Below are 13200 nucleotides of genomic sequence, written 5' to 3'. Positions count from 1 at the left end.
TGGCGTTGAATACGATCATCATGCTATCCCCTAATCATTGATCTTCCAGCGCCACGGAAGCCGGACGTTCCAGCCAACCGCCTGCGCCATCCGGCACCAGTTCCACCAAGTCGATGCGCTCCTCAGAAACGCTGGTCACGCGACCGTCGTTCTGCCCCATGTACGCACCCGGTCGAACACGATAAGTCACTTTGTCGGGCGCCATGACCAGCGCCACGATACCGCTGCCGCGTCCGAGCGTCCCGACCATGTCGAGACCATCGAGCGGGAACTGTTCCAGCGGCTGCTTGCGTCGCTCCTTCTCGGGGCGCGGGCCGGAGCCGTTGTCCTGATCGGTGAAAGCGGTGCTGAACGGATCGCGCATGTCCTGCGCGGTGTATTCGAAGGTTTCGAACTGCTGCATGACCGGTAGCGGGTCCAGCGGCGGCGCCGGCTTGGCCTTGACCTCGGCCACCCATTTTTCCAGGTTCGGCGCTTCGCCAGGCGTGCTGGTGATGGTGCGGAAGCAGCCGGTGGAGAGCAACAGCAGGGCGACCGCGAACAGGCCGCTGGCCCAGGAGCGATTCAAAGCGAGGCTATTGGCCATCTCAGTCAGCCCCCTTCTTGCCGTCTGCCTTCTTACTGTTATCTGTACCGCCCTTGTCTCCGCCTGCGGCATCCGCAGTCGCCTGGGTTTGCGCAGCCATCTCGTCTTCATCCAGATAGCGGTAAGTCTTGACCGTACCGGCCAGCTCCAACGGACTGTTCGGGGTGATGCCGCCGACCGCGTCCTTGTTGTTCTTGCCCTTGGGCTTCAGCGAGATGTCGTGCATGGTCATGATGACCACGCGCGGCAGCGAGGCCACGCCGCTGACGAAGGCGCCGAACTGATGGTAGGTACCCACCATGCGCAGCGCGATCGGCTTCTCGGCGTAGAACTCCTTGGGTACTTCCGCGCCGGGCTGGAACAGCTCGTTGGAGATGCCGGTGGCCAAGGCGGTCTGCGAGATGTCGACGATCAGGTCGGGCATTTCGGTCTTGCTCGGCAGCTGCCGCAGCATCTGCTGCAACTGCTGCTCCATCTGCGCGAGCTGCTGCTTGAGCGGTTCCAGGTTCGCGGCGCGACCTTGCTTGGTCTCGAAGGTCTGACGTAGTTCCGTTTCCTGACGCTCAAGGCCTTGCAATTCTTCGCGCTTGTCGCTGACAAAGAACCACCAGGCCAGACCGACAATGATCAGCCCGATCGCCGCGCAGAACAGAATCTGCGCGTTACGTGGCCAACCGCCGATATTGTTGAAATCGAGATTCTTCATGGAAGCCTTCTTGCTCACGACGCGGCTCCTGTCTTGGTGGGGGCGGCGGGCGCGGGCTTGACCGGCGCAGCGGCAGGCTGGGCGGGAGCAGGCACGGTTTTGGCGGGCGTCGTGGCCGGCGCGGCACCGGGCTTGGCGTCAGCCGGAGCCGCGGGAGCGGTACCGGCCGGGGCTGCGCCGGCCGGAGCCGTCGTTCCCGCGGGCGGAGCCGCGCCATCGGCAGGCATCGCGGTCGCGTCGCCAGGTGCCGGCGCATCCGGGAAGCCGTCGCCGTCCTCGTCCTTGGGCGCGTTCGGGTTGGCCAGCTTGACCTGCAACTTGAACTCGTACGGCAGGCCCTTCTCGTTGCCCTTGGCCTCGATGATGCTCAGGTCGGGCTTGGTCATCCAGCCGGACACTTCGAGGTTGCGCATGTAGGTACTGACCCGGGCGTTGGACTGCGCGCGACCTTCCAGGGTCAGCGTTTCCGCGTCCTGCTTGATCGCGGTCAGCACCGCGCCGTCGGGAATCGTGCGCACCAGCGAATCGAACAGGTGCACCATCTGCGAACGGTTGGACTGCAGCTTCTCGATCACTTCCTTGCGCGCGAGCAGCTTGGACTTCTTCTTGTCGAGCTCTTCGATCTCGGTGATCTTCTTCTCGACTTCGGCGATCTGCGTGTCAAGGAACGCATTGCGCTTGCGCTGACCGCTGATTTCGCTGCTGTAGTAGAAGACGATCAGGACCGACAGCGCCAGCGCGGCCAGGACCGACAGCAGCATGATCGCGCCGAATTCCTTCTGTCGTGCCTTGCGGCGCTCTGCGCGCCACGGGAGCAGGTTGATGCGTGCCATCAGTCGAAGCTCCTCAGGGCCAGGCCGCAGGCGATCATCAGCGCGGGCGCGTCCTGCGCCAGGGCATGCGCCTGGACGCGCGGGCCCAGGGTCATGTGCGCGAGCGGATTGGCCACGGTGGTCGGGACGCCGAGTTGCTCCTCGACCATCTCGGCGATGCGCGGAATCGAGGCGCCGCCACCGGCCAGCACGATCTGATCGACGCGGTTGAACTCGCTGCCGGCATAGAAGAACTGCAGCAGGCGACTGACCTGCTGGACCATCGCTTCCTTGAACGGCTCCAGCACTTCGGCCTGGTAGCTCTCCGGCAACCCGCCCTGGCGCTTGGCCAGACCGGCTTCCTCGTAGCTCAGACCGTAGCGGCGCATGACTTCGTCGGTCAGCTGCTTGCCGCCGAACACCTGTTCGCGGTGATACAGGCTGCGGCCGTTACGCAGAACGTTGAGCGTGGTCATCGTCGCGCCGGAATCGACCAGGGCGACCAGACCGTCGCGCGGTCCGCTGAGGGTGTCGGCGAGCAGCGCGAACGCGTTTTCGATCGCGAACGCCTCCACGTCCATGACCCGGGGGGTCAGGCCGCCGAGCTCGAGCGCCGAGGCGCGCACCTCGACATTCTCCGATCGCGAGGCCGCGAGCAGCACCTGGACCATGTCCGAAGCGCCCGGCATCGGCCCGAGGACCTCGAAGTCGTGGTTCACCTCGTCGATCGGATACGGCACGTAATTGGCCGCCTCCAGCTCGATCTGCGACTCCATCTCGTCTTCGTCGAGATCGTTCGGCATGCCGATGACCCGGGTGATCACCGAGGAACCGGCGACCGCGGCGGCGGCATGCTTCACGCGGGTCCCCGAGCGGGCAACGGCGCGTTTGATCGCCTCGCCTACCGCTTCGACCTCGACGATGTTCTTTTCCACCACCGCGTTGGGCGGCAGCGGTTCGACAGCATAGTGCTCAACCCGGTAGCGGTTGCCGACTCTTGAGAGCTGCAACAGCTTTACCGCGGTCGAGCTGATATCCACGCCGACCAAGGCCGGCTGGCTTTTTGTGATGAGTCCCACAGTTATCTCCCCATGCCACAAGCGCTTACGCGCACTTCGTGTGGCCCCGGATTAGATAACGGACTTTTCACAGGCTGGCAACCACTTCTTTCGTGAATGCCAACCAAGTCGTGCTTTTTTGACCCTCAACGTCACGTGACCGCCACCGTCAGTCCACTTGCCGGGCGTCCCGGCGCGAAACCGCGCGCGGACGCCTGAGCGCCGGCCGAATCGTAAAACGCCCGACGGCGCAGGGCGCTTTGCCGATCCTGCCGCCAGAGCCGGGACGCGATCCGTGCCGGCGCCGGCATTTCGGCCTTCGCGACGGCGCGGATCGGTTGGCGAAAACCCCGCTCCGGCCGCCAATTGCGCGAAACCGGGCCGCCCAACCCCGGCACGGACCCGACACGAACACACCGCGAACCCGCCACGACCCCGCACGGACCGCCCGCAGCCGAGCAACAAACCGGGACCCGGGTCGCGATCCGCGCTCCTCTATACTTCCCCGCTACGACCACCGACCCCGGAACCCGCTTCGATGTCCCGTATACGCCGTTGGCTGCGCTGGGCGCTTTACGCGTTCATCGGCGTGGCCCTGCTGGGCGCCATCGCGCTCGGCACCTTGTACTACTTGATCGTCCCCAAACTGCCCGACGTCGAAACCCTGCGCACCATCGAGCTGCAGGAACCGATGTATGTCTACGCCCGCGACGGTCGCCTGATGGCGATGTTCGGCGAGACCCGGCGCTACCCGATCGCGATCGAAGACGTGCCCGAGCGCCAGAAACAGGCGTTCATCGCGATCGAGGACTCGCGCTTCTACCAGCACCACGGCATCGACTACAAAGGCATCGGCCGCGCGGTCTGGCTGCTGGCGACCACCGACGACAAGCGCGTGCCGGGCGGTTCGACCATCACCCAGCAGGTCGCGCGCCAGTTCTTCCTGAGCTCGGAATACAGCTACAAGCGCAAGCTCGGCGAAATGCTGCTGGCCATGCGCATGGAGCAGGAACTGAGCAAGGACGAGATCTTCGAGCTGTACTTGAACAAGAGCTTCTTCGGCAACCGCGCCTACGGCGTGGGCGCGGCGGCCGAGTTCTATTACGGCAAGAAGATGAGCGAGCTGTCGCTCGACGAAATGGCCTCGCTGGCCGGCATTCCGAAGTTCCCGTCCAGCGGCAACCCGCTCAGCAATCCCGAGCGCGCCAAGATCCGTCGCGACTACATCCTCGACCGCATGGCCGAGCAGCACTTCATCAGCGCCGACGAAGCCGCCCAGGCCAAGGCGGTGCCGATGCACGCGACCCCGCACGAGCGGCCGGTCGAGGTGTATGCGCCGTACGTGGCCGAGATGGTCCGCCAGGAAATGGTCGCCCGCTACGGCGCCGAGGCGCTGACCAAGGGCTACCACGTCACCACCACCATCGACCCGACCCTGCAGGTCGCCGCCGATAAGGCAATCCGCGACGGCCTGTCGGTGTACGACCGCCGCCACGGCTGGCACGGCGTCGAGCAGCACTTCGACCTCGCCGCCGGCGACGACGCGGCGGCGATCCGCGTGCGCCTGCGCGGCATTCCGGCCCAGGCCAACCTGCTGCCGGCCGTGGTCCTGGCGACCAGCGGCGCGCAGGCGACGGTCGCGCTCGCCGACGGCACCGAACTGACCCTCACCGACAAGCAGGGCTTCGGCGGCCGCAGCCCCGGCAGCCTGCTGACCCGCGGCGACCTGGTCCGGGTCGCGCGCCTGGAAACCCCGGCCAAGCCGGCGGCGGAACCCAAGCCTGGCGAAGCCGCACCGGCGGCACCCGCAGCCCCGACCGAGCCGCCGATCGTGACCTACCGTCTCGATCAGCTGCCGCAGGCGCAGGCCGCCCTGGTTTCGCTGGAACCTTCCGACGGCGCGCTGCGCGCATTGTCGGGCGGCTACAGCTTCGCCGGCGCCAAGTTCAACCGCGCCACCCAGGCGCGCCGCCAGCCCGGTTCGAGCTTCAAGCCGTTCGTGTACGCGGCCGCGTTCGAACGCGGTTACAACCCGGCCTCGATCGTGCTCGACGCCCCGGTGGTGTTCAAGGACCGCCGCGGCCACCTGTGGCGCCCGCAGAACGACGGCGGCAACTTCGCCGGCCCGATGCGCGTGCGCGAGGCGATGGTGCAATCGCGCAACCTGGTCTCGGTGCGTCTGCTCGATGCCATCAGCGTCGATTTCGCGCGCAAGTACATCAGCCATTTCGGCTTCGATCCCGAGCAGCTGCCGCCCAACCTGTCGATGTCGCTGGGCACCGCCTCGCTGACCCCGCTGTCGGTCGCGCGCGGTTATTCGGTGTTCGCCAACGGCGGCTTCCGCATCACCCCGTGGTTCATCGACGAGGTCAAGGATCGCGCCGGCGCGGTGGTGTTCAAGGAAAAGCCAGCCACCGCCTGCCCGCAGTGCGGTGGTCGCGGCGGCACCTCGTCGGCGGCGTTGCCGGTCAGCAACGTGGTCGACGGCTTCGACCTGGGCCCCGCGCCCGGCACCGACAGCGCGGCCAAGAAGCCCGATCCGAAGGACAAGGCCGGCAAGGACAAGAAGCCAGCCGAACCGGAAAAGAAGCCGCTCACCCCGGCCGAAATGGCGGCCTTGAACCTGGCGCCGCGCGCGATCGACGATCGCATCGCCTACCAGATCGTGTCGATGCTGCGCGACGTGGTCAAACGCGGCACCGGCACCGCGGCCAAGGTGCTCGGCCGCGAGGACGTCGGCGGCAAGACCGGTTCGACCAACGACCACCGCGACGCCTGGTTCTCCGGCTTCGGCGGACCGTACGTCACCACGGTCTGGGTCGGCCGCGACAACTACAAGTCGCTGGGCTACCGCGAGTACGGTGGCAAGGCCGCGTTGCCGATCTGGATCGACTACATGCGCGTGGCGCTCAAGGACAAGCCGATCCAGCCGAACGAACCGCCGCAGGGCATGGTCAAGGTGTCGGTGGCCGGCAACGGCGCGCTGATTCCCGACGGCGCCGGCGGCGTGATCGAATGGGTCAAGGCCGAAGACCTCGAACGCATGCAGACCTACACCGACTACGGCAGCGAAGACGCCGCGCCGTCGGAAGAATCGTTCGATATCTTCTGATCGCGGGCAGCCCAAGACGGCGCGCGGATCGCGCGCCGGACAAGACGAAGGCCGTGCGCGCAGCGTGCGGCCTTTTTCTTTGTCCGCCGCGTTGTTCGCCTGCCGTCGCGCTTGCCCTGTCTGGCGGCTGAAAGCGGCGTATCCGCGTGGACATTGCCGTGATAGACGAACGTGCTAGCTTTGCTCTTGCCGGCCCCAACCGGCCGCGGCGAGCGCCCTCGCCGTGAGTGCCCGCCGCGGAGGTCGAGATGCACCAGGCCCGACAGCACGCACATCAGCATGCGCAGACCCGCATTCGCGAGCGCCGTCATCGCCTCGCCCACGAAGCCGCCCGGCTGATCGCCGAAAGCGGCATCCGCGACTACCACCAGGCCAAGCTCAAGGCCGCCGAACGACTGGGCATCTTCGACGATGCCTCGCTGCCGCGTAACCGCGAGATCGAGGACGCGCTGCGCGAATACCAGCGCCTGTTCCAGCGCGACAACCTCGACGGCCTGCGCCAACGCCGCGAGGCCGCGTTGCGCGCGCTGGAGTTCTTCGCTCCGTTCGAACCGCGCCTGGTCGGCCCGGTGCTCGACGGCACCGCCGACGCGCGCAGCCCGGTCGCCCTGCACCTGTACAGCGACGATCCCGACGCGGTATCGATGTTTCTCGACCATCACCTGATCCCGGCCGAGGCGCGCGAACGCCGCCTGCGCCTGGATCGCGAACGCAGCGAAGACTTCCCGGTGTGGGTGTTCAGCGCCGAGGAACTGACCTTCGACCTGACCGTGCTGCCGCTGGACGTGCTACGCCAGGCGCCGCTGTCGCAGGTCGACGAAAAACCGATGAAGCGCGCGGGCGCCAATCAAGTGCGGCAGTTGCTGGCGGATGAGGAGATTTCGGAGTTCGAGCGGGGATAGCAGGTGTCGTGGTGCATGGAAATGATGTGATCGGTGCGGGCCGGTATGGAGCGAGAGCGATTTGTTTTTGCCGTCGTCGCAGGTTCGCGTCGGTCGAGATTTCTTCGGATTGTTTCGAACTGCTTCGAACTGCTTCGGCTTTCTTCGGCCTGCTTCGCCTCACCAGAACGCTTAGCATGCGATCGCGATCAGGCGACCAAAGAGCGCCTCAAATCCTCGCGACACCTCCCAGCCGTCATCCCCGCGAAGGCGGGCATCCAGGGCTTCATCCATGCATGACTCTGAAGTCTCTGGATCCCCGCCTTCGCGGGGATGACGGCGAAAAACGGTCGAGCATCATCGCAAGCTGAGAATTAATCGCTAACCGAACGCTATGAAACCGCCCGTGCTTCGAATGCGTTCGTAACCGCAGCCACAACCGAGCAACACAACCGTTCGAAGGACCGAACCCATGCGAAAACAACCCCAGCGCACCGACTCGACCATGCGGAACACGGCATCGGGCGCACGCCAGCTGCTCGGCGCCCTACTTCTGTCGACCCTGTCGTTCATTGCGACCGCGACACCGCCGGCCCCGCGCGCCGCGTCCAACACAACCCCGACAGCCGAAGCAAACACCGTCGCCAGCCTGGTCGCGCGCCTGCGCGCACAAGCCGCCGCGTCGCAATCCAGCCCTGCCGTACGCGCCGACTACGACACCCTGCTCGCCGACCAGCGCGTGAGCACCACGCAATTGCCTTACGCCGACTACGCCTATCTGCGCATGTTGTTCGAAGCCACCCGCGACGGCGGCTATTGGAACCTGCACTGGGCGATCACCGATCGCGAACCCAACTCCGACGCGATCTGGACGCAATGGCGATCGCTGCGCGGCGCGACGCCGACCGGCATCACCGCCACCGCCGAATGCGACGAGCTGTCCGCGCTGTACGCCTTCCTCGCCCGCCGCGGCGGCGTACGCAACGTCGGCTTGTTCTGGCCGACATCCAATCACACCGTCGCGGTATGGCGTGTCGCGTCGAGCCCGCGCGAAACCCGCATCGTGGTTCCGACCACGCAGATCTTTCTGACCCAATCCGACAGTTTCGGCACCCGCGGCTTCGACCCGTGGAAGCAGGCGAAGATTTACGAATACGGCCGTCGCGACATCGTCGACGACGCAAGACTGCCGACGACGCTGGTCGCTTTCTTTCTCGCCCAGAACGACAAGTACGCCCGCGCGTCCGGCCTGAGCCTGCAACGCATGCGGCAACTGCGCGACGGCGTGCTCGACGGCAGCCTCGGTGCCGATCAGGCTGCGCGCCAGGCGCAAGCGCAGCTCGACCGCATCGCAGTCAGCGCCGCCGACGACCGCGGCGCATACGCGCACTTCATCCGCGATCTGCAGACGAGCGCGCGGGCTCCATAGACGCGGCCGCCGCTACGTCGTCGCAGGCACGAACATGTATAAATCCACATCGATCCATCGCAGGAAGCAACGCACCATGACCCATCGCCCTCGCCGTCCGTGCTGGTTCGTCATGGCGATCGCGCTGTGCTCCCTTGGCCTCGCATCGAACGCATTCGCACAACCGCCTGCCGCCGCCGACGCGCGCCAGTTGCAACTCGATGGGCACTGGCGAAACGAGCCGTATCACTGGGACCTGGCCGACGGAACGGTCCTGGTCCAGAGCGTGACCGGCGAAGATGCGCGAGCGACGGTGACCCCGCGCATCGGCCAGGAGCACTACGTCCTGGAAATGCTATGGGGCCGGTTCCCGGTCAAGGTCAGCGCGGAATGTTGGCGGCGACCGGAGGCGCAGTTCGAGGACTGCGCTGAAATCGGGCCGCGTGAGGACACCCGGGCGCAGAAACAGGAAAAAGCCGAAGACGAGCGCAAGGATCTCGAACGCAAGCGCCGGTTGGCGGCCCGCACCGCATGGATGTCTTCGACGATGAGCTCCGAGCGCGTGGTTTCGATCATTTCCGAAGCGATGCGCGACCAGCAAACGTGGATGCGCACGCCCGCCGCGCGCCTGATCGCCGACAACTTCGCCTGCGACACCGGCAATGCTGGCTTGCCGAAAATCACCGCCACCGCGCAGGAAAAATACGCACAGGCCCGGCGCATCGGCGCGTACGACGCGCAGGCCGAACCGGTCCTGATCGAGGCAGCTCAATTAGGCAACTGGCGCGCGGTCACCACCTTGTTCAACGTGGCGATGTACGGCGAAGACTGGGAATCGGCCCAGCCCTTGGTGGCCTGGCTGCTGCAACGCGGCGCGCCGGCCGGCTACAACAAGCTCGCCGAACTGCACGGCACCATCGCCAGCTACGAAGACGGCCATGCCTCGCCAGCGGATCGAGACCTGGTCACGACGCTGCGCTGGCGCGCCGCGCAAGCCGGCGATCCGGGCGCGCAACGCGACATGTCGGACTATTTCAAGGAGCGCGATCCACGGTTGTCCGAGCGATTGATGCAATGCGCGCTGGAACGCTTTCCCGACCTCAAATAGCCGTGCACTCCCGCGAGCGCGCGCGATCCTACCGTCATTCCCGCGCAGGCGGGCTCCGCTTTGTTTGGCTAAGCCGTACATCCAGTACTTCAGGCGTTCTCGCACGAAAGACAGTGGATGTTCGGCTTCGCCGAAGTAAAGCGGAGCCCGCCTGCGCGGGAATGATGACAGGAAGTAATGCTGAGGCTCCGAGCAAGCACAAGCACGGGCCACGCAACCCGCCGGGCTTCGCGCAGGCTCAACCCGATCCGGCGAGACTTGCGCGAAACATGGCCGATTATGAGCGAGACACCGACGCGTACCGACGGCACAATGGCGATCTTTCCGTACCCACTCAAGGACGTCTCATGCGATTCGATGGACCCGCGCTGCTGTGCCTGCTGACGCTTTCGTCGGCCGCCGTCGCCGCCGACAAGCCCGCCGCGACCAGCCTGACCAAGCTTTACCAAAGCTACGAAAACGCCGGCAACAGCGCGCTGTCGATGGCCGAGTACGACACCCGCGTGCGTTTCAGCGCGGTGGTGCTCGACCAGACCACCTCGATGGACGACACGCCGATCCTGCAGGCCACCGAGGCCGGCGAAGAAGCCGAATACGCCCGCCTGATGGGCGAGGACGAAGCGCAGAGCAAGAAGCTCGGCGCGCTCAAGATCGGCGCCAAGTTCACCGCGACCTGCACGGTCGGTTTCACCAGCGGCACCGACTACTTGAATTTGAAGGACTGCACGGTCGAGTAAGCCGCGGGTCTGAAAGATCATCGGCGCAGCGACACTTTGCCGACATCGGCATCGATCGGCGCGCAGGAAATTGGCGCGGCCCTCACCCCGCCCCGTGGGCGGGAGAGGTGGTTGGAGCCGCGTCGAACTCCTAAACCGCCTTGAACACCTCGCTCGCAAGCCGACCGCAGTCGGAGCCGCGTCGAATTCTTCAACTGCCTCGCATCCCTCTCCCGCTCGCGGGAGAGGTCGCGCCGAAGGCGCGGGTGAGGGCTCTCGGGGCGTCTTCGTATCCATCTCCGCACCGCCCTGCACAAGCCACCGAACCACTGTGTCGCAACCGCAAGGCCGCATCACCCATCACACCCACCGTCGTAGCCATCACTGGCTGAAACAACCGCCTCAACGAGCGGTCTGTCCTCGGCCCAAATTTGTCCACGGCCGCATTACGTATCGGCGCAAACGAAAACGCCCCGCGGATGCGGGGCGTTTCGTATTCATCGTATGACGCGGTAACTCAGCGCTTGTCGGCGCCGACGTAATCGCGCACGCCGTGGCCGGTGTAGATCTGGCGCGGACGGCCGATCTTGTTCTCGGGATCGTTCTGCTGTTCCAGCCAATGCGACACCCAGCCGGCGGTACGCGCGATCGCGAACATCACCGTGAACATTTCCACCGGGATGCCGAGGGCCTTGTAGATGATCCCCGAGTAGAAGTCGACGTTCGGGTAGAGCTTGCGCTGGACGAAGTAATCGTCCTTCAGCGCCGCCTCTTCCAGCTTCATCGCCACTTCCAGCAGCGGATCGTTGACGCCGAGTTCGCCGAGCACGTCGTGGGTCATCTTGCGCACCAGCGCGGCGCGCGGATCGTAGTTCTTGTAGACGCGGTGGCCGAAGCCCATCAGGCGGAAACCCGATTCCTTGTCCTTGGCCTTGTCGATCGCGCCCTTGACGTTTTCCGGACGGCCGATCTCGTTGAGCATCTTGAGCACGGCTTCGTTGGCGCCGCCGTGCGCAGGCCCCCACAACGCGGCGACGCCCGAGGCGACGCTGACGTAGGGATTGGCGCCGGTGGAACCGACCAGACGCACGGTCGAGGTCGACGCGTTCTGCTCGTGGTCGGCGTGCAGGATGAACAACAGGTCCATCGCCTTGGCGGCGACCGGGCTCAGTTCCAGCGGCTCGCTCGGCACTTCGAACAGCATGTGCAGGAAACGCGTGGTGTAGTCGAGGCTGTTCTTCGGATAGCGGATCGGCCAGCCGATCGAATAACGATGGCAGGCGGCTGCGATCGTCGGCACCTTGGCGATCAGGCGGATCGCGGCCAGGCGGCGCTGTTCGGGATCTTCCAGGTCGAGTTCGTTGTGATAGAAGCTCGCCATCGAACCGAGCATGCCGACCAGCATCGCCATCGGATGGGCGTCGTGGCGGAAGCCGTACAGGAAGGTGCGGAACGCCTCATGCATCATCGTGTGATGCGTGACTTCGTGTTCGAACTTGGAGAACTCGGTCTGCGTCGGCAGTTCGCCGTTCATCAGCAGATAGGCGACTTCGAGGAAGTTCGACTTCTCCGCGAGCTGTTCGATCGGGTAGCCGCGGTACAGCAGCACGCCTTCGTCGCCGTCGATGTAGGTGATCGCCGACTTGCAGCTCGCGGTCGCGGTGAAGCCCGGGTCGTAGGTGAACATCCCGGTTTCTTTCGGCAGCTTGGCGATGTCGACGCACGGAGCGCCGAGCACCGGATGCTGCACCGGCAGGGCGAAGTTCTTGTCGCCGGCGGTCACGGTGACCTGATCGAGGCGGGTTTTGCTGGAATCTTCAGACACGAAACACTCCTCAGTCTGCCTGCCGCAGGGAGGGCCGCGACAGGAGGGGAACGGGGGGTCGCATTGCGTTGCGATGCTGAATTATCGCACAACGCTTCCTGAGCCCAAGCTCGGACTTTGGTCGGGGCGCCCCCGCTGGAACCTTGCTGCGTTCCAGCCTTGGGTCGAACCGGGCGAACCGCCGTACCGGCCCAGGCACGCGGCCCGATGCGGCAAAGCCGGGGCGTTCGTCGGCGAATATGTCCGTCGCCAACCCGGCAACAACCCGGCCGCCCCACGTGCAGATATCGCCCGCCCCCTGCAGGAGCGGCGCAAGCCGCGACCACGAATCGACAGCCACGGCGCCACCCGCTGCAACCCGCAACGCTGCACGCACCTGTGCACTTACCCAGCGCCCCACAGCCATCGGGTCGCGCAGCTCGCGCCACCCCTGCCCGACCGCTGCGGCCAGCGACGCAGCTCGCGATCTGACGCGCAAACGCAAACGGCCGCCCTTGCGGGCAGCCGTTATGCGTACAGCGATGTCGCGCCCGGATCGCTCCGGCGAGAATTACTTCTGCGCGTAACGCTTACGGAACTTGTCGACGCGACCGCTGGTGTCCATGATCTTGTGCTTGCCCGTATAGAACGGGTGCGAAGCCGACGAGATATCGACCTTGATCAACGGATACTCGGTGCCATCGACCTTGATCGTTTCCTTGCTCGACAGAGTCGAACGGGTCACGATCTGGAAATCGGTGGTGACGTCCTGAAAGACGACACTGCGGTATTCGGGATGGATGCCTGCCTTCATGGCACTCAACCTTAGTATGTGCGGGAAAGTCGGGCAGTATAGCGGCCACCTGGCGGGTGGCGCAAGTCTCGCGAGCAGGAAAAGTCAAAACTGCTTGAGGGCCGCGCCGTCTGGGTTTGGCGGGGTTTGGGGGCCCGATCGAGGGCGCTGTCGGGCCAGGCCGGCGCGGCTGGGCTTCGGCCGATTCAGCGAAAT

General features: G+C 65.5%; 11 protein-coding genes. 5 read left to right on the top strand and 6 right to left on the bottom strand.

The genetic code is table 11. The features are described from left to right. Nucleotides 1-34: 34 nt before the first annotated feature. From ASD86_RS04195 to ASD86_RS04180, 4 genes are read right to left on the bottom strand one after another with little or no spacing between them, the layout of a single operon-like run. On the bottom strand, nt 35-586 hold the full coding sequence (locus ASD86_RS04195; protein WP_056107286.1) for a pilus assembly protein PilP: 552 nt from the start codon (nt 584-586) through the stop codon (nt 35-37). 1 nt (nt 587) lies between these two features. Beyond that, complete coding sequence (gene pilO, locus ASD86_RS04190; protein ID WP_056107283.1) at nt 588-1310, bottom strand: type 4a pilus biogenesis protein PilO; 723 nt, start codon at nt 1308-1310, stop codon at nt 588-590. Beyond that, nucleotides 1307-2125 carry a PilN domain-containing protein gene (locus ASD86_RS04185; protein WP_056107280.1) on the bottom strand — a complete coding sequence of 273 codons (819 nt, stop codon included), beginning with the start codon at nt 2123-2125 and terminating at the stop codon, nt 1307-1309. The genes pilO and ASD86_RS04185 overlap by 4 nt, the downstream gene beginning before the upstream one ends. Further along, the gene (locus tag ASD86_RS04180) at nt 2125-3183 is read right to left on the bottom strand and encodes a pilus assembly protein PilM (protein WP_046655550.1); all 1059 of its coding nucleotides are present in this window, start codon (nt 3181-3183) and stop codon (nt 2125-2127) included. The genes ASD86_RS04185 and ASD86_RS04180 overlap by 1 nt, the downstream gene beginning before the upstream one ends. Before the next feature lie 517 nt (nt 3184-3700). Between ASD86_RS04180 and ASD86_RS04170 the strand changes: the two genes are divergently transcribed. From ASD86_RS04170 to ASD86_RS04150, 5 genes are all read left to right on the top strand, one after another. Then, on the top strand, nt 3701-6274 hold the full coding sequence (locus ASD86_RS04170) for a penicillin-binding protein 1A (protein WP_056107275.1): 2574 nt from the start codon (nt 3701-3703) through the stop codon (nt 6272-6274). Between the two features lie 248 nt (nt 6275-6522). Further along, nucleotides 6523-7176: a hypothetical protein gene (locus ASD86_RS04165; RefSeq protein WP_056107613.1), complete on the top strand. Its 654-nt coding sequence runs from the start codon at nt 6523-6525 to the stop codon at nt 7174-7176. 451 nt (nt 7177-7627) lie between these two features. Beyond that, nucleotides 7628-8584, top strand: a complete 957-nt coding sequence (locus ASD86_RS04160) for a hypothetical protein (RefSeq protein ID WP_056107273.1) — start codon at nt 7628-7630, stop codon at nt 8582-8584. A gap of 76 nt (nt 8585-8660) precedes the next feature. After that, the gene (locus ASD86_RS04155; RefSeq protein WP_157476127.1) at nt 8661-9671 is read left to right on the top strand and encodes a hypothetical protein; all 1011 of its coding nucleotides are present in this window, start codon (nt 8661-8663) and stop codon (nt 9669-9671) included. A 347-nt stretch (nt 9672-10018) separates the two neighbouring features. Continuing rightward, nucleotides 10019-10408, top strand: coding sequence for a hypothetical protein (locus ASD86_RS04150; protein WP_056107267.1), 390 nt, complete (start codon nt 10019-10021; stop codon nt 10406-10408). Between the two features lie 496 nt (nt 10409-10904). Here ASD86_RS04150 and ASD86_RS04145 read toward each other — a convergent pair whose 3' ends face one another. After that, complete coding sequence (locus tag ASD86_RS04145) at nt 10905-12212, bottom strand: citrate synthase (RefSeq protein ID WP_157476125.1); 1308 nt, start codon at nt 12210-12212, stop codon at nt 10905-10907. A 550-nt stretch (nt 12213-12762) separates the two neighbouring features. Further along, nucleotides 12763-13005: a type B 50S ribosomal protein L31 gene (locus ASD86_RS04140; protein WP_056107261.1), complete on the bottom strand. Its 243-nt coding sequence runs from the start codon at nt 13003-13005 to the stop codon at nt 12763-12765. Nucleotides 13006-13200 lie beyond the last annotated feature (195 nt).

Origin of the sequence: Lysobacter sp. Root690 (assembly GCF_001427785.1) — a bacterium.
In the GTDB taxonomy this organism is placed as follows: Bacteria; Pseudomonadota; Gammaproteobacteria; order Xanthomonadales; family Xanthomonadaceae; genus Lysobacter.
Note: the sequence above shows the minus strand (reverse complement) of the source record. Positions and strands in the feature narration are given on the sequence as shown.